The organism is Psychrobacter sp. Choline-02u-9 (genome assembly GCF_002836505.1).
GTDB lineage: Bacteria > Pseudomonadota > Gammaproteobacteria > Pseudomonadales > Moraxellaceae > Psychrobacter.
The window spans coordinates 1-17,725 of record NZ_PJBF01000065.1 but is presented as its reverse complement, the minus strand read 5'-3'; the positions used below and the strand labels follow the sequence as shown (position 1 = coordinate 17,725).

Annotated in this window: 17 protein-coding genes; 10 read left to right on the top strand and 7 right to left on the bottom strand. The window is 43.2% G+C overall.

The window, feature by feature from the left end:
• Nucleotides 1-4: 4 nt before the first annotated feature.
• Both CXF69_RS13540 and CXF69_RS13535 read left to right on the top strand, forming a co-directional pair.
• Entirely contained in the window at nt 5-502 is a 498-nt protein-coding gene (locus CXF69_RS13540) for a hypothetical protein (RefSeq protein WP_101206019.1), read from the top strand.
• Nucleotides 503-640: 138 nt separating this feature from the next.
• Nucleotides 641-1,168: a cytochrome b gene (locus CXF69_RS13535; protein WP_101206018.1), complete on the top strand. Its 528-nt coding sequence runs from the start codon at nt 641-643 to the stop codon at nt 1,166-1,168.
• Nucleotides 1,169-1,253: 85 nt separating this feature from the next.
• Here CXF69_RS13535 and minE read toward each other — a convergent pair whose 3' ends face one another.
• From minE to CXF69_RS13510, 5 genes are all read right to left on the bottom strand, one after another.
• Nucleotides 1,254-1,544 carry a cell division topological specificity factor MinE gene (gene minE, locus CXF69_RS13530; protein WP_057762631.1) on the bottom strand — a complete coding sequence of 97 codons (291 nt, stop codon included), beginning with the start codon at nt 1,542-1,544 and terminating at the stop codon, nt 1,254-1,256.
• Between the two features lie 2 nt (nt 1,545-1,546).
• Nucleotides 1,547-2,359 (bottom strand): septum site-determining protein MinD, encoded by an 813-nt coding sequence (minD, locus tag CXF69_RS13525; protein ID WP_057761560.1) that lies wholly within the window; start codon nt 2,357-2,359, stop codon nt 1,547-1,549.
• A 289-nt stretch (nt 2,360-2,648) separates the two neighbouring features.
• Complete coding sequence (gene minC / locus CXF69_RS13520; RefSeq protein ID WP_102078396.1) at nt 2,649-3,473, bottom strand: septum site-determining protein MinC; 825 nt, start codon at nt 3,471-3,473, stop codon at nt 2,649-2,651.
• 71 nt (nt 3,474-3,544) lie between these two features.
• Entirely contained in the window at nt 3,545-4,642 is a 1,098-nt protein-coding gene (locus tag CXF69_RS13515; RefSeq protein ID WP_228706799.1) for a hypothetical protein, read from the bottom strand.
• Nucleotides 4,643-4,993: 351 nt separating this feature from the next.
• Complete coding sequence (locus CXF69_RS13510; RefSeq protein ID WP_101206015.1) at nt 4,994-5,956, bottom strand: acyltransferase; 963 nt, start codon at nt 5,954-5,956, stop codon at nt 4,994-4,996.
• Between the two features lie 375 nt (nt 5,957-6,331).
• On the opposite strand from CXF69_RS13510, the gene CXF69_RS13505 reads away from it, so the two are divergent.
• The 7 genes from CXF69_RS13505 to CXF69_RS13475 all read left to right on the top strand — a co-directional run bounded on the left by CXF69_RS13505 (nt 6,332) and on the right by CXF69_RS13475 (nt 15,104).
• Complete coding sequence (locus CXF69_RS13505) at nt 6,332-6,988, top strand: YiaD family glycine zipper/OmpA-like lipoprotein (protein WP_102078398.1); 657 nt, start codon at nt 6,332-6,334, stop codon at nt 6,986-6,988.
• A gap of 355 nt (nt 6,989-7,343) precedes the next feature.
• Complete coding sequence (locus tag CXF69_RS13500; protein WP_102078399.1) at nt 7,344-8,804, top strand: imelysin family protein; 1,461 nt, start codon at nt 7,344-7,346, stop codon at nt 8,802-8,804.
• Between the two features lie 285 nt (nt 8,805-9,089).
• Nucleotides 9,090-10,754: a di-heme oxidoreductase family protein gene (locus CXF69_RS13495; protein WP_227522965.1), complete on the top strand. Its 1,665-nt coding sequence runs from the start codon at nt 9,090-9,092 to the stop codon at nt 10,752-10,754.
• 83 nt (nt 10,755-10,837) lie between these two features.
• Complete coding sequence (locus CXF69_RS13490) at nt 10,838-11,989, top strand: imelysin family protein (RefSeq protein ID WP_101206013.1); 1,152 nt, start codon at nt 10,838-10,840, stop codon at nt 11,987-11,989.
• Between the two features lie 3 nt (nt 11,990-11,992).
• Entirely contained in the window at nt 11,993-13,555 is a 1,563-nt protein-coding gene (locus CXF69_RS13485) for a DUF1513 domain-containing protein (RefSeq protein WP_101206012.1), read from the top strand.
• Nucleotides 13,556-13,771: 216 nt separating this feature from the next.
• Nucleotides 13,772-14,305, top strand: a complete 534-nt coding sequence (locus tag CXF69_RS13480) for a M48 family metallopeptidase (RefSeq protein ID WP_101206011.1) — start codon at nt 13,772-13,774, stop codon at nt 14,303-14,305.
• Between the two features lie 196 nt (nt 14,306-14,501).
• On the top strand, nt 14,502-15,104 hold the full coding sequence (locus tag CXF69_RS13475) for a methyltransferase domain-containing protein (RefSeq protein WP_101206010.1): 603 nt from the start codon (nt 14,502-14,504) through the stop codon (nt 15,102-15,104).
• Here the strand turns inward: CXF69_RS13475 and CXF69_RS13470 are convergent.
• Both CXF69_RS13470 and CXF69_RS13465 read right to left on the bottom strand, forming a co-directional pair.
• A complete protein-coding gene (locus CXF69_RS13470; protein WP_101206009.1) occupies nt 15,082-15,753 on the bottom strand; it encodes an HD domain-containing protein in 672 nt (223 codons plus the stop codon). The genes CXF69_RS13475 and CXF69_RS13470 overlap by 23 nt on opposite strands.
• A gap of 40 nt (nt 15,754-15,793) precedes the next feature.
• On the bottom strand, nt 15,794-16,705 hold the full coding sequence (locus CXF69_RS13465) for a hydrogen peroxide-inducible genes activator (protein WP_101206008.1): 912 nt from the start codon (nt 16,703-16,705) through the stop codon (nt 15,794-15,796).
• 268 nt (nt 16,706-16,973) lie between these two features.
• On the opposite strand from CXF69_RS13465, the gene ahpC reads away from it, so the two are divergent.
• Complete coding sequence (gene ahpC / locus CXF69_RS13460; protein ID WP_057761534.1) at nt 16,974-17,540, top strand: alkyl hydroperoxide reductase subunit C; 567 nt, start codon at nt 16,974-16,976, stop codon at nt 17,538-17,540.
• Nucleotides 17,541-17,725 lie beyond the last annotated feature (185 nt).

The window sequence follows — 17,725 nt, the reverse complement described above, 5'->3', positions numbered from 1 at the left end:
ACGTATGACACAAATTTTAAAACATTCGTTTGAGGCTGTGAGTCTGTTGACTACCAACAACGGTATGCTTGACGTCACTATTGTTCCAGCAGTTAACCAGCCGGACTGGATCATTCCAAGTAGCCTAATTTTGAGTGTGGATGAGTCCCAGCAGCAGGTTTCTAGGTACGACTGGCAACAGCAAGATTTGGCTGTATTTCATTTGCTACTGCAAGATCAAATCCCAGACAAAATGGTTGTTTTGGAAGGTAATACGACTGATCACCGTTTTGCCTTACAGACAGCAGGTGATTTGCGTCAGCTGCAAGCACGAATTTCTGAAGTGAAAGATGTAGAGACACCTGAACAGTTTAGTACTGCCAATGGCGAAGATAGGGAAGAGTACTTTAATAAAAATGACGTCTCATCCTACCTATATCAAACAGTGATGATTGATGACGAAATCTACTTAGTGCCAGATTTGGATAAAATTGCCTATCACCTGATTGATTCGGATAGCTAGATTCTTATCGCTATTTAAGGTATTCTCCGTTCTATAAATAGTAAGCCAGTAATGTTAATGACTTCATCTGTTGAAGAGCATTAGCTGGCTTATAAAACTGATTAGAGATAATTCCTGATAAAGGTAGTAGAGTCACTCATGAATAATGCCAACTCGAATGTATCAAAGTGGTCGGTTAGTAGCCGTATTTTTCATTGGATTAGTGCAGCCTTACTGTTAGCCACATGGATAATGATACTGCTATATGAGAATTTAGATAGCAATATGTTTATTGGATACCATAAAGCGTTCGGCGTGAGCTTATTATTCTGGATGATTGCTCGAGTCATCAACCGCGTTTTTACTAAGGCGCCACCACCGTTAGCTATGCCAAAATGGCAAATGCTCGTATCTCAGCTGTCACATTTTGCTCTCTATGCCATACTGATTGCTATGCCAATGGTTGGCTTACTGATGGCAGTATATGGCGGTCGACCGGTTGATATTTTCGGTATTTTTCAGATCCCTGTATTCGTGACCCCAGATAGAAGCTTGGCTCGTTTTTACAATAACTTGCATACTGAGATTATCTGGCCAATGATTATTGGTTTTACGGTCTTGCATATAGCAGCCGCGTTATACCATCAGTTTGTCAAAAAAGACAATCTTATTGCTCGTATGAAATAACCTATAATCGATAAACATTAAAAAGCCCCAAGTATCAAACTTGGGGCTTTTTTTATTCATTGTAGAAATACGTACTATTAAAACGCTATTTCTTATGCTCAGGCAAATTGATATTCATCTCTAACACATCTAAGCTGTCTTCAGAACGATGGTTAATATTGACATCATCAATCTGCACACCGTTGACGTATTTGTTCACAACTTCTAAGATTTCACGTTTCATTTTTTCGATACGATCAACCGTTAGTCGATTGTTCAATCTGTTTTCGCTAGCAACGATAACTTTTAAACGCTCAGTTGCTAAATTTGCGCTACCTGCGTTACTGTTGTCGTCAGTACCAAATAGGCTACTCCAAAATCCTTTTTTCTTAGTCATCATTATCCCCCAAACCAGCGCTGTAATAGACTCTTTTTCTTCACGTCAATATGACGTAGTGGACGCTCTTCACCCAAGAAACGGGCGACAATGTCTTCATAACATTGACCAGCCACAGAGTCGGTATAATGGATAACTGGTTCGCCATGGTTGGACGCTTCAAGCACTGAATGGCTCTCAGGAACAACCCCAAGTAGTGGAACTTTTAGGATATCATTTGAGATAGTATCAATATCCATCATCTCATTGGCAGCCGCACGTTCAGGATTATAACGAGTGATAATCAAATGCTCGCGAACAGTCCCTTGGTTCTCTTCTACTTTTTTCGTCTGACTTTGTAGAATACCGATGATTCTATCTGAGTCACGCACTGAAGAGATTTCAGGGTTGGTGACAATAATAGCTTCATCCGCATGATACATCGCTAGCTGTGCACCGCGCTCAATACCAGCAGGCGAGTCACAAATAATATAGTCAAACTGTTTAGAGAGCTCAGCCATTACCTCTGATACCCCTTCGTCTGTCAGTGCGTCTTTATCGCGTGTCTGACTGGCGGGCAGGATATATAAGTTTTCAAGCTGTTTGTCTTTGACAAGTGCTTGCGACAAACGCGCGTTTCCAGTGATGACATCAACGAAGTCATAAACAATTCTGTTTTCGCAACCCATGATTAAGTCTAGATTACGTAGACCTACATCAAAGTCGATAACAACTGTTTTATAGCCACGTAACGCCAAACCAGCGGCAAAAGAAGCACTTGTCGTGGTTTTACCCACACCGCCTTTACCTGAAGTGATTACAACTATCTTCGCCACAATGGCACACTCCTATGAATCAATGGGATATCTTTTATATAAATAGCAAAATTACATGTTATTCACCTAACATATATACACTATCTTCGAAGCTAGCCTAGCATAAATAAACAAAAATTTATAGCAGCTCGATACTAAAGCAGAAAAACAACCTATGTATCGCTCAATTAGCCTCTCTGCGTGGTATTGGTAGGGTCATAGTCATGCTCTTTGGCTTGTCGAATAGAGCAGCTTAACTACCTTAGTTTTCTATAAAGTCACTTCACGGTGTATTATTTTTAATGGCGTCTTAAGCTTCATCCATCACGGTAAATACTAAGCCTTCACCTTCTACGAATTTTACTTGCACCGACTTGTCGATGACATGCTCAGGTAAGTTGTCTCGTAAGCAATAAGTCCCTGCTACTGATACCAGTGACGGATTAAAGACTTGGCAGAATATACGGGCATCTTTATCCCCTGTTGCGCCTGCCACCAAACGCCCTTGTGCACGACCATATACATGCAAGCTATTGTCAGTAATCGCTTCAGCGCCGCTATTGATACTACTGGTCAAAATCAAGTCGCCGCCAACGTGATTGAGGCTTTGTCCTGAACGCAGCATTTGATCATAGATTAAGCTAGTAATATGCTGAGTACTTACCAACGTCTCGGTGGGCATACTTGATAGTGTCGTTTCAGTGGCAGGTTCGCTCGTGGTAGAAGTATTATCGACGCTATTAGCACTAACGGTTTCGGCATTGTTATTTTCTGGTGATGGTTGGATAGGTATAGGCGCTTTTTTACTTGGTAATATACGCTCAATACGCTTACCATCTGCTGGAAATATCGCTAAGCGCTGCTCACGTGCTTGCACATCAAGCATACCTGTCACCACGCCAATAGGCTGCAATCCCCATGCCCATAACAGCTCTACTAGTGCTGATAAATCCTGCTCAACGTCACTATCAATAAGGATAGGGATATTGCTCGATTTATTGCTGAGCGTTTCAGTTAGCTGAGCTTCTATAGCTGCTAGATCGCTTGTACTAAACTGTACGCGTGAAAACGTCAGCATCTTGCCATAGAAAGCTAGCGCTGGTGCAGTCTGGTTATCGTTAGCTGAAACTGTCATATACAAACCCTTAAAAATAATTCTGTCACGGTATTATGTCTCTTATTACGTCATGCTATTAGATAGCTAAACTATAGATTTAGCATATCTTGGTGCTTCCATTGCTGCACTTTTACTTGCGCTTCAAACGCAGTCAAACTGTCATCAATGATACTAGAAATTAAGGTATCTAGCGCTGTATTATTGGTATCTATTTGCGCAATACCGCTAGCAATTTCCATCATTAATATATCCAAGCGCTTAGGGTCTAAAAGTCGCTTGTTTAATGCATTGACGACGTTTTCACCGATATTGTGCCCGACGTGATGTAGCTGTGATTCAATCAGGCTGCCCGCGATCGGTATCATGCGTAGATAGCGGCGCAACTCAGGTGTGTTGGCCAACCCTTCTTCAATAGCATTACCCATTTCGCTCGCCAATATACTGCCCCCACCTGATGAGGCAGTCAGTTCTTGTAGCTTTGGTGCAAGCTCTGTACGCAGTACGGACAATACGGCTGCTTCAATCTCATTTCGATTTTTTGCAATCGTCGACTCAATGAATGATTTGTGCGTGTCTGAACTGGTTAGTTCTTGTCGAAAGTTTTGTATCGCTGTCAAAATAACGCGATCGGAGAGCTCTTCTAACAGTAGGTCAATGTAGAATTTGATTCGATTGATCCACGTCTGGGGCAGTACTTGGTAGCCAAGTTGATATAGACGTCGTCCAATAACCACCGCTCGCAGCAGTCGTAAAGCACGTAGCTGCGGAAAACAGCCTAATACTTCGTACCAATGAACGAATGGGAAAAAGAACCAGCGATAATAGACTTTTTGTTTAATGGCAATCGCCCAGCGCAATAGCAACTCAACGACCAAAAAGATAGTAAAAAACCCTCCAGCAGTGCGTAGAGGATCATGTAGAGTGCTCTGATACCAATTGAGCTCTTCACTGATGGTTAGCCATTCTGCAGCATTACTACTAAAATTGCTCATCAAAATAGCATCGATACTGATCAATAGCAGATCAATACTGATGGCAATAATCATGACGATATCGTAAGTGAGCTTAAAGCGACTCGGCTTTGGATGGTTCGGTTTTGGCGGCTCATCACTTATTGGATAAGGAGGCTGACTCAAAACAGATTCGGTAGCTAACGGCGAGCTAGTAGTAGAGGTGGGCACAGTCATACCTTATAAGTAATAAATGGCACAAAGAATGGGTCAGAAATCGATATTTACTACCATTTACTATCAAAGTAGATATCGAAAATCTATGGGTTCATGATTAGTCACATTATCAATGAATAAGGCTAAAAAACAACCCATCTTTGATTAAAATTTACTTATGATGCATGGCTGTTTTAACAGTAGGCATCATAAGTAAGATATGACTATTGTGACATTTGTACCCGTAACTTTATTGCCCTATAACTTTTTATCTCATTATCGATATTTACTACTTAGTACGCTTGCATAGACTGTGCTTGGTATTTTATAAGGTCTAACAGTCAGCCAGTTTAGTATTGCTGAGCATCTTTGTTAGGCATCTTGCGCTTTAGGATTGGTTTCAAAATCTGCCAACATAGTGCTAATACGTTCATCTTTTTGACGCCATACCTGTTCAACCCAGTCGAACATTTGAGCTTTTGTATCCTCGTCATTTTCGTAGCCACCTTGCTTGATACTTTCGAACAAGGCATCTGGTATGTCGATGTAGCGCAAGTCAACGCCCAAACGTTTGATATTGCCTTTCCAAAGATCCCCATAGCTTGGCACACCATCAGGGTATACGATTGTCATGTCTAGTATGCCATCGATATCTTCACCTAGTGCGCTAATAGCCAATGACAATCCGCCTGCACGAGGTTTCAATAAGTGCTTATAAGGCGATTTTTGCTGAGCTTGTTTGGCTTTGGTGAAACGAGTACCTTCCAAATAATTTAATAAGGTAAACGGTTTGTCTTTTAGTAGGGCGCAGGCACGTTTGGCTTCTTCGATGTCCTTGCCTTTTAACGCAGGATTTTTGGCGATGGCTTCTTTTGAGTGTCGGCGCATCATTGGAAAGTCTAAAAAGTAAAAAGCTTGACCAACGATAGGAATGTAAATCAGCTCAAACTTGGTAAAAAATCGCGTAAGTGGCAAACGTTTTTCGCCAATATACTGCACGATGCTAGTATCGACCCATGATTGGTGGTTGCTCACTAGCAGGTATTTACCATTGGTATGGATATCGTCCGGTAGGTTGATACGCCAATCTTTGCGAGGCAACATGTTATCGATCAAGGCACTGTTGCTACTGATCCAGTGAGTAGCAATTTTTATGACGGCTTTGTCTGCAATAGAGGCGCCAGTAATGACTTTACCGACGCCCATTAGCCATAAAGGAATACTACCACCGAAGCTATTGGCGGCGATGACACCAGTAGCTGTTGCAAGCGACACAGCTTTGCCCAGTTTAGGCGAACGTTTATGCATTTTTCGAATGGTAGATGTCAATCGCATGCTCAATCCTTTTCAGTCTATCTGATTAATAATAAGCCGTATGTCGCTGAATCTGTCCTAGTCAAGTCAGGAATATTATGAACGTAAAGCTTTAAATCATGACTATTTAAAGCCGACAAATCTAGCGATATAATTTTAGCAGAAACATGTTGTAGTGTACGGTTGTAAACGTGACTAGTGGTAGCAAGGCGCGAAGATTTGACCTATAAAATCATTGAAATATAACCTGCACTTCTCATACATAGGTATGACAAAATATTACACAGAGATAAGTTGTAGTTGCCATAATAATGGGGAATGTAGATAAGTACTTAAAAAAGATTAATGGACAATCTTTATAAAAAGCACGATTTTTTAAACTTAAGAGGAAATATTATGCGTAATACTTTAATGATTGCAGCAGTAGCATCAGGTCTAGCACTTAGCGGTTGTACAACAGATCCAAACACTGGACAACAGCGTCTAAATAAAGCTGCTCTAGGTGGTTTAGTTGGTGCAGCAGGTGGTGCAACTATCTCAAAAGCAACAGGCGGCGACAAAACTGGTCGTGATGCGGCTATCGGCGCAGCACTAGGTGCAGGTGTTGGTTACTACATGGAGCGTCAAGCTCGTCAGCTTGAGCAGCAAATGGCTGGCACAGGCGTAACTGTTGAGCAGAACCCAACCACTGGTAACATTGATTTGGTTATGCCAGGTAGCATCACGTTCTCATTTGATGATGCAACCCTTAGCTCATCATTCAAGCCAACGCTTGATAAGCTTGCTTCAACGATGAACCAGTACAACCAAAACACAATTACTATCGCTGGCCACACTGATAGCAAAGGTTCAGCATCTTACAACATGGGTCTGTCACGTGATCGTGCTTACTCAGTTGCTAACTACTTAACAGCTCGCGGTGTTGCTTCAAACCGTGTAAATGTTGTTGCTTATGGCGAGTCACGTCCAGTTGCTACTAACAACACTGAATCTGGTCGTCAGCAAAACCGCCGTGTTGAGCTAACAGTTAATGCACCACAGAGCGTAAACTAATCAATAGCTATAACTAATAAATAGTTATATAGCTATTAAGTATGTGCTAGATATTTGAGCACATATATTTCAAAAAGAGTCAGCGATATGCTGGCTCTTTTTTTATGTTTTCAGTCTGAATAAAACATTGAGTATTGATAGATAAAGTTAATATTAAATTAAATATTGATAATGATTATCAATAACACTATAATTTGTCAGTGTTTGCTATCAATGCAATATTAAACGTCTTATCGTGCGCACTGAGAGTCAATGTGCATGGCTAAGATAGCCTGCTGTAACATGGCTTGATTATCAAAATAATTGAGGCTACTTAACTAAAACGAATTTTTTGCTATATTTCTTGAGGATATGTATGACGATTACCACAGTAACGAGCCGTAAGCTTTTACCAACTACTTTAGCTGTTGCACTTGCAGGATTGTTAATGGTGTCGGGCTGTACAAAGCAAGCCGATGAAGACACCAATGCTGCGACAGAAACGCAAACAGAAGTAGCAAACACAGAGACAGCTGATAATTCAGAGATGACTGCTGCCGAAAAAGCACATATTGATAGATTGATTATCAGTTATGCAAATATGGCACACGCCGCTTATAAAGATTCGTTGGACACGGCTAAAGCGCTACAAAATGCGGTAGAAACATACGTGGCCACTCCAACACAAGAAAATCTTGATGCTGCAAAAGCTGCCTATAAAGCAGCACGTCAACCATATTCACAAACTGAGATTTTCCGTTTTGACGAAGGCTTTGTGACTGCCAATGACAAACGTGCTATCAACAGCATCGATAGCTGGGAAGGGCAGATCAATGCTTGGCCACTTGATGAAGCGCTGATTGATTATGTTGGTGATGACTATGAAGGCGAATATAACAGCCAAGAGAACATCATCAATAGCGACAGCATTACTGTCGGTAGTATCAAGCAAGATACCAGTACGATTACACCTGAGCTACTTGCAGAAATGAATGAAATCGGTGGTAGTGAAGCCAACGTAACGACTGGCTATCATGCGATTGAATTTATGCTGTGGGGTCAAGACAACAATGGCGTAAAAGAAGGTGCAGGTAATCGCCCAGTCACTGACTATGCGACTGAAGCTGGACAATGTACTAGTGGTGAGACCGCCAATGAAGATGCCAGTATCTGTGAGCGCCGTGGTGAATTCTTAACTGCTGCAACTCAACTATTGGTTGATGATTTGACCGCGATGGAAGCTCAGTGGCAGCCTGATACTGAAAATACCTTACGTAGTGATTTGATAGCGCGCAAATATGACAATGGTCTGCGCCAAATTATGTATCAAATGGGTAGCCTAGCATTAGGTGAGCTTGCTTCTGAGCGTATGCAGGTCGCTTTTGTTACTGGCTCTACTGAAGATGAGCACGAATGCTTTAGTGATTTGACTCATTTAAGCTATGCCAATAATGCGCGCGGTATCCAAAACGTCTTTAATGGTAGCTATACAACAGTCGCTGGTAAAACAGTGGGCGGCTACGGTATCAAAGATTATCTAACGGATAACGGCCACACAGAAGCTGCTGATAAATTGGCTGCTGAGTTCAACAAAGTAGAAGGCGCGTTTAACGTTATCGTTGAAAAAGGCGAAAAAGACGGCATCAAGATTGACCAGATGATTGCAACTGTCGGTCAAGCCAGCCAAGAAGGTATCTCTGCTGAAGAACAAAACGTTCGCCGTGGATGGGTTGAAGCGGGTATCACTAGCTTACAAGAGCTGACGGCCAGTATCGAAAACGCTGCAAAAGCAGTTGGTATCGATAATCTAGATGCAGATGCCGGGTCACAGTTTTAAGAAAAATTTAAGCTAGCGGCCCTTATTTAAAATCTTTTCATTGGCTTTGCGACGTTTTATTAGTCGTTATAGGTCAGCAACCGCTGTTTATTGGATACTTAGATTAGATATAATACGTGCGTTGTCAGCCACCGTTGGCAACGCATTTTTACGAGCATTAAATGAGCCAATTGGCTGGTGTACCATTTCATTATATGTCGATAAGCAATGATTGTGACGACATATAATGAGATGGTATGACAAAATTTTAATGGTTCTACTCTAGCGCTAAGGCACTGAATTTCTATGAACGCCAATTATGTTAACCCTTCTGATTCTCCTCTTGCTACTCAAATCCTACGACATATACCTTCTAAGCTTGCGCTAATTATCGCCAGTGCAATGGCTATCAGTGCGTGTCAACCATCTGATAGCGTTTCTGATGATACTTCTAGTGATGCTTCAGAGCAGACCTCAAGTAATGACAGCGGCAGTGAGAAAAACCAATCGCTGTCGTCCGAACACGCTAAAAATATAGAAACACTGGCGGGCGTGCCGATGCAGCAACTGGTGAGCTTTGACCCTCAAGAGATCAAGCAGGGCGGTGACTCTGGTATTAGCATTAGCAGTGCTGAGAGCTACTCGAAGCCCTCATCAAACCTAGCTGCTTCTCGTAAAGGATCATTCTTTATTGGTAACGCGTTTTTCAAGCAGCCGTGGGTCGTCGCACCTGCTAGTACTGATAGTCGTGATGGACTGGGCGCATTATTCAATGTGGCCGCTTGCCAGTCTTGTCATGTCAAAGATGGGCGAGGTCATGCGCCGATGACTGCCGATGACGATGCTGATAGTTTATTGATTCGTCTGTCTATGCCAGCGACGACCGATGAGCAGCGCCAGCAGCTACAGGATTCGCTGATTGAAAAGGTGGCTCATCCTATGTATGGTGGCCAGCTACAAGATCGTGGTATTCAGGGCGTGCCTGCTGAAGCGAGAATTGCGGTGCAATGGACAGACACACCAGTTACCTTTGCTGACGGATATGTCGAGACACTACGTGCGCCAACGTTTAATTTGACCAAACCTGGTTACGGTGCTTTTGACGATGACATGATGGTATCGCCGCGTGTGGCGCTACCGATGATTGGGCTTGGGCTACTAGAGCAAATACCTGACGATGACATTAAAAAGCAAGCCAGCGACAGTAGTAATGGTGATATCAGTGGTAAATTTAACTGGGTGACGGATCCACAAACGGGCAAGCGTGCGCTTGGACGATTTGGGTGGAAAGCGGGTCAAACCAAACTTATTACTCAGAACCAAAGTGCCTTTAACGAAGACATGGGTCTGACGTCGAACATCCGTCCTAACGAATCCTGTATGCCAACGCAGACCGCTTGCCTAAATGCAGCGACAGGTGCTGATGAGCAGGGCAATGGTAAATCACCTGTTGAAGTAAATGATGAGGTTGCTAAATTTGTAGAGTTTTATACTCGCAATCTAGCAGTGCCGCATCGCCGTAATGCAGATGATAAGCTTGTGCTAGCGGGCAAAAAGCGTTTTTATGACATGGGTTGTCAAAGCTGCCATACGCCAAGATATCAGTTGCCAAAAACCGACGATGATCATCTTGAGCAGCATGGACAAGTGATTTATCCTTACACAGATTTGCTATTGCACGATATGGGCGATGATCTCGCTGATCGTACGATTGCCGGTAAGCTACCACCGAAAACAGCACAGGTTGAATTTCTGGCCAATTCTTATGAGTGGCGTACGCCAGCACTTTGGGGCGTGGGGCTTGCGCAGACAGTTGATCCTCAAGCGACGTTTTTGCATGATGGCCGTGCCCGTACGTTGATGGAAGCTGTTTTATGGCATGGCGGAGAAGCCGAAAAGCAAAAGCAACAAGTATTGAAATTAGATAAACAAGGTCGCGCAGAGCTTAATGCGTTCCTAAAGTCGCTATAATAAAATCATTGTAATAAAGTCACTGTAATAAAGTCATTATAAAAACGCTATAAATTACTACCTATAACATTACCGAGAAACCTATGAAAATAAACCACGCTTTGGCAATGGCGCTATCTGCATTAAGTGCTGGACTGTTGATCAGTTGTGTCAAACCTGCCGATGACAACAAAACTGCAGATGTAGACAGCCAAAAAGTTGTGCAAGACAGTGTAGCTACTGACAGCTCAGTAGAAAACAGCAAAGAAAGTACTGAGCAAATCGTTGCAGTAGATATCAGCCCTGAGACTGCAAAAACGTATTTGACGCATGTGGCAGACGATATCGTGATTCCTGCGTATGCTGATGCAGCCAAGCAAAGCGATCTGTTGAACGAATTGGCGCAGAAACATTGTATCCAAGCTCCAGTAAGTGGCGACGAGCTACAAGCATTACGTGCGCAGTGGCTAGCATTGGCAAAAGCATGGTCAAGTGCTGAGATGGTCAACTTTGGTCCTGCGACTGCTAGCATGAGCAATCTATATATAAACTACTATCCTGACGAGCGCGGACTCGTACATAGTGGCGTGGCTGATTTGATTGCTGCCAATCCAAAACTAACGCCAGAGCAGCTTGCTGGCGAGAGTGCTATCGTACAGGGTGTGCCAGGGTTGGAAGAAGCTTTGTTTGCCAATGAAAGTCTAGACGCTGGTCAGTGTGCTTATGTGATTAGTGCCAGTAGTGCGTTGAGCACGCGTCTAAAAGACATCGAGAAAAACTGGCAGCAAAACGCGACTGATTTATTGGCGATAGACAAAACAGCAGAAAGCGATAGAGGCTTAAATCAATGGATTAACTCTCTACTGTCGTTGATTGAGACCATGAAATCTAACGCTATTGATCAGCCACTCGGTCTGACAGGTAAAGCAAAGGGTCATTTGCCTGCTGCTACTGCTGGTCAGAGCCGCGCTATCATCAATGCTAAGTTAGATACGATTAATAAAGCAATGACTGACCCAGTACTGACCGCTATTCTTGGTAGCAATGACGAAAATAAAGTTTCAGATAATCTCTCGACTGCATTGGCTGATACGACTGCATTATTAGCACAAATGCCAGAAGATTTATCAGAGGCTAGTAAGGACGACCAACAAGCGTTATACGATCATTTGACTGATGTCACTCGTCTGATTAAGCGCCAGTTAATCCCAGCACTTGGTATTCGCGTGGGCTTCAATAGCACTGATGGCGATTAGACAATGTCTACTATCGAAGCGAGTACAGCAGTGTCAGCAGCCCAGACTCATGACCAGTTAAATAGGTCTAATCGGTCTGGGACAACTTCGTCAGCTCATGAGCTTTTGACGACTTCAGTGCTGACAGCAGTGGGTACGGCAGCATTGGTTGGTATTCACCATTGTTATCGTAAGCAGCAGCATCCAGATGCCAGTCTACAAGATTATGTAGATGGTATTTGTACACAGTTGCAGGCATTACATGCGGCACCTGTTTCAACGCCGAAGCTTTCGCGCTTGCGCTATGCTTGTGAGCAAGCAGCGGCAACATGGAAGCAGGCTTATCATGCTGTAGGTGATGGTAAAAGTAACACGCCTGACTTTGCTGTCATGCATACGACAACGATGCTGGCACGACCAGTCAGTTGGGTCAGTGGCGTCGCATCCATGCCAAAGGATCAGGCCACATCAAGCCAAAATGAGCATGACTTTGGTGTGGTAGGTATTGATGCTGACAGACAAATCGTTTGGCAGACGACTATGCCCGAGCGTGTCCATGACATCGTTGTTCAACCTCTGCCTATCAATGTATCTGAAGCTCAAACTCAGCATAGTAACATCAATCAAAGGCGTGATGTCGTCGTCATGGGTCGCCGTCCAAGCGAAAGATTCTGGGTGCTTAATACATCAAATGGGCAAGTACAGCATGCGATTACAGCTGATGTAAACCGTCACTTTTACGGTCATGCTTGCTACAGTTTAGATGGCAGCTTGTTCTATGTAACCGAGAACGACACAGTGAGTCTGGCAGGTAAAATTGGTATCTATGATGCCCATGATGCTTATAAAAAAGTAGCAGAGTTTGATTCATATGGTATCGGGCCGCATGAGCTGATTATGCATCCTGATAGCGAAACGCTCGTCATTGCAAACGGTGGTATCAAAACCGAGCAGGCCTCACGCGAAGAGCTAAATCTAGATACCATGCGACCCTCACTGGTTTATCTGAATCGTCACGATGGCACACTGCTTGAGCAAGTGACTCCAGAGCATAATCAGATGAGTGTGCGCCACTTAGCCATGCACGATGACGGCACAGTGATGATCGGTATTCAGTTCCAAGGTGAAAAACATATCAATGTACCGTTAGTGCTGACTCATAAACGTGGTGACGGCAGCTTTACTCCATTGACTATGCCAAACAATCAATGGCAACGTTTTCACCAATATATCGCTAGCGTGGCGGTGGATAGTGAGCGTAACTTACTGTGTGTGACCACGCCGATTGGTGGCTGTGCGGCGATTTATGATTTGCATACTCGCAAGCTGATTGATGATGTAAGTCTGCCAGATTGTGCAGGGGCTTCAGTGTTAGCTAACTCTAGTGTTTCAATGAGTAAAATTGATAAATATGCCGAGCCGACAGGATTTATCGTCAGTGATGGTCAAGGGCAGTTAACTGCGTTAAGAGTAAATACTTTACCAGAAGTAAAATTGGACGTAGACGACGTTGAACCTCATGAGTGGATTATCAAAGACAGCCAACTGCATATGATGTCGTTTGACAACCACTTACAAGCGTTGTAGTAAATGGCGCTAAGCAAGAGCGACAGACGAACAGGCATGGCGATTAGTAACGAGTATTGTTAGAACAGTAGTAATAGTCAGCCAAGGAGATAGAGCATTAGCTTAGATACCAGTTTAGATACGGTCAGACAGCAGCTTGCACAGGCAGGCATCGAGCTACATATCAGTAAAAAGCGTGTTAAAAATATCAATTTTTGCTTAAAGCCTCATACGTTGATGGTCTCTGCACCGATGCATGTCAGCGCATCACAAATGTTGCATGCTGTGGCTAAGCGGGTGCCTTGGGCGATTGCAAATCATCCGCAGGTATTAGAACAATATAGACGTAGACAGAATACGTCGTCAAACTTTTCAACTGCTAATAACTCAGTTTTATTATGGGGTACAGAGCAATCATTTACACTCAGTCCTGATAAAAAAGTTACCTATTATCGGCAACAACTCTCCGAAGTCGCACCTGCACTATTTGAAAAGTGGCAGCCAATCGTTGGCGCTTACGCCAATGAAATACGGTTAAAAAAAATGCACACACGTTGGGGCAGCTGCAACACGCGCGCAAAACGAATTTGGCTATCGGTTTATCTTCCTGCCTATCCTATCGAATGCACCGAATACGTAATCGTTCATGAGCTGTGCCACTTGCATCATGCCAATCATAGCCGAGCGTTTTGGCAAGCGGTTGCAACAGCGATGCCAGATTATTTGCAATGGCATAATATCCTAGCGGGCAAGACAGGGCAGCTGGACTAAACCTATCATCTAACTATCTAAATAGTCCTCATAAATAGCTTGATATCATCTATGTAACTTTCATTATGCTGAGCAACAAGTCCTATTTTTATCATCATTTTTAAAATAAGGACACACCTGCATAAGCCTGATATGATAAGGAATAACGATACAAATTGTGTTGTTTAAACAATAGATTTATATACAGGGATGTCATATGGAACACGTCAACCAAGCGGAGTTTTGGCAGCAGCGTTATGAGAAGAACAGCATCGGTTGGGATATGGGACAGGTATCACCACCGCTCAAAGCTTATATTGACCAGTTACCTGAGAGCGCGAAAAATCAAGCGATACTAGTGCCAGGTGCAGGTAATGCTTACGAAGTAGGCTATTTATATGAGCAAGGTTTTACCAATGTCACGTTGGTTGACTTTGCCCCTGCACCGATTGAGACGTTTGCAGAGCGCTATCCTGATTTTCCCTCTGAACATCTGATCTGTGCGGATTTTTTTAGCTTATCAGCTGAGCAATATCAATTCGATTGGATACTTGAGCAGACGTTTTTTTGTGCGATTAATCCGTCGCGACGTGATGAATACGTGCAGCAGATGGCAAAGCTATTAAAGCCACAAGGTAAACTGATTGGGTTGTTATTCGACACGGATTTTGGACGGGAAGAGCCACCATTCGGCGGCAGCAATGAAGAGTACCAACAGCGTTTTCAAAGTCATTTTGATATCGATATTATGGAGCCCAGCTATAATTCACATCTAGCGCGGCAGGGTAGTGAGCTGTTTATAAAGCTGCGAGCAAAGTAAGCTCGCGCTTAATATTATTACGAGCTTGCGTTTCTAACTGATTATAGTAATGGTCAGTCAGATAAAGTTTGGGATGTGCTAGTAATCCTTGTAACACTGCAGTGCGCCCATCACGGTAATTGTCATCGGCGACGTGTGCATATTCTTGACGTATCGCCTTTGCATACTGCTCATATGCAGACCAAGGCGCACCCAAAATACTCAAATCCATATCTAACAGATATGCCGCATCGTTATATTTGTCATTGTCTACCAACGTATCTAGCTGATGATTAGCGGTCATCATAATGAGAGCGTGAATGTGTTGGCATTGCTCTGTGCTTAGATAAGGGCTCAAAGCATCTGTCGCAAATTCTGTACTTTTTAGCTCGTTGTCGGAGCGTGTTGGGTCGTAAATCACATCATGATAGTACAGTGCCAATGCAGTGATATGCGGCTCAGACAGAATGTGATTAATATTCTCAAGCTGTACCAATAACTGCTCAATGTGATTGAGTGTATGGTAAGCACGTTGTGGTTCACCATAGCGCGTCACGATATCTTGCCAAAGCCTATCTATTTGCTTTGGCGAGATATCACTGGTCATAGTTGACAAATGCTGTGCAAAGCACTTGCCAAGCTCATCATGCTTATTTGAGACAGTTTTCATATGTCATTTTTTCACTATGCACATGGTAAAAATGGTTTGGTTATTCTTTGTTAGCCACTGCATCTTTAAATGCTTTATTAAACACCTCACCGAGCAAGCTAACATCATCGACACGCGCATAGTTCAGACGGGTGACAAAGGCAATATGGCGATGCGGCCCATCTTCAGCCAATGGTATGGCGACGGCATTTTGGTTTTGCAGGTGTAGCTGATCGAGCGCCATTTCAGGTACTAGCGTCGTGCCCATATTGGCAAGCGCCATTTGAATCAAAGTATTTAGACTGGCATCTGAGAAGCTTGATTTCATTTGTGCACGGTCAAAATGACAGACAGACAGGGTCTGGTCGGTTAGGCAGTGTCCTTCACCAAGTAGCATGAGGTTGGCAGTTGCCAGTTCGTCAGCATTGATGGTCTCAAGCTTGGCATGTATGTCATCTTTTGGGAACACGGCAAAGAAGTCTTCACTCCAAAACTCAAAACTGTGTAGCCCATCTACCGCATAAGGTAGCGCAATAATAGCGGTGTCGATATGACCGTAGCGTACCTGTTCAAGCAAACGCTCTGTCTGTTGTTCGACGATGGTCATACGGAACTCTGGATATTGTGCACGCAGCGCAGGCAGTACTTTTGGCAGCAAATAAGGCGCAATCGTCGGAATGATACCGACAGTCATGGGATAGGCAAGCGGCGTCTGATGGCTATGAGCACGCGTGGTCAAATCGCTGACCTCAGAAAACACTCGCTGCGCCCGTGTGAGGATGTCTTGACCGATAGGGGTAATCAATACCTGTTTATTGTTGCGCTCAAAAATCTGAGTATCTAGCTGTTTTTCTAATTCTGCGATACCCAAACTCAGTGCAGATTGCGAGATATTGCAATCTTCAGCAGCACGTTTAAAATGACGATGTTTGGCGACGGCTAGGGCAAACTCAAGTTGTCGTAAAGTAATCATAAAACCTCTCTTTTAGTGGGTTTTTAATGCAATTTATTATGTTTGGTCAACCTTTATAAGGTAGCAAATTACCAATTAAGCACTAATGATAAAATGTAGAGATAATAGTTTAACAAGTTTAATAAAACAAAACATCACATTAAAAACTTTTAACTGGATTAACCGTAGAATTCGCGTATAGTTTGTCAGGTAGCCCAGAGAGCTAGAGGGCTAATTGAAAAAACCATATAAATAATTTCCAATTTACTTAACTATAGAGGAGCCAACCATGGCGTCTATCATCAATCAAGAAATCCCAGAATTTTCAGCAGATGCATACGTAAACGGTGAGTTCAAAACCATCACTTCAGAAGACGTAAAAGGCAACTGGGCGATTTTCCTATTTTACCCAGCTGATTTCACGTTCGTTTGCCCAACTGAGCTAGAAGACATGGCCGCTCATTATGACGAGCTAAAAGGTCTTGGTGTTGAAGTATACTCAGTATCTACTGACACGCATTTCACGCACAAAGCATGGCATGATTCTTCAGAAGCTATCGGTAAAGTACAATACCCAATGATCGGCGATCCTACTGGTAAAATCACTCGTGGCTTCAACGTCATGATTGAAGAAGCAGGTTTGGCTGAGCGCGGTACATTCTTAGTAGATCCTGATGGCTTGATCCAAGTCGCTGAAATCCATGCTGGCGGTATCGGCCGTAGCGCGAAAGATATGCTACGTAAAGTGAAAGCAGCACAGTATGTTCGCGAAAACGATGGCGAAGTTTGCCCAGCAGCATGGGAACAAGGCGGCGACACATTGAAGCCAAGTCTTGACCTAGTTGGTAAAATCTAAGTAGACATTTCATACTTAGATAAAAGTAGTGCTGTATCTTAAACATCTAATTTAAGTCAGTGCTACAAATAAAGACCCCATTAACATAAGTTGATGGGGTCTTTTTACGTCTTAAGCATAGATATTGTTAGGGCGTGTCTTCAATTCATCTTACAATGAACGATAGTACACGCCAGATAAAGCAT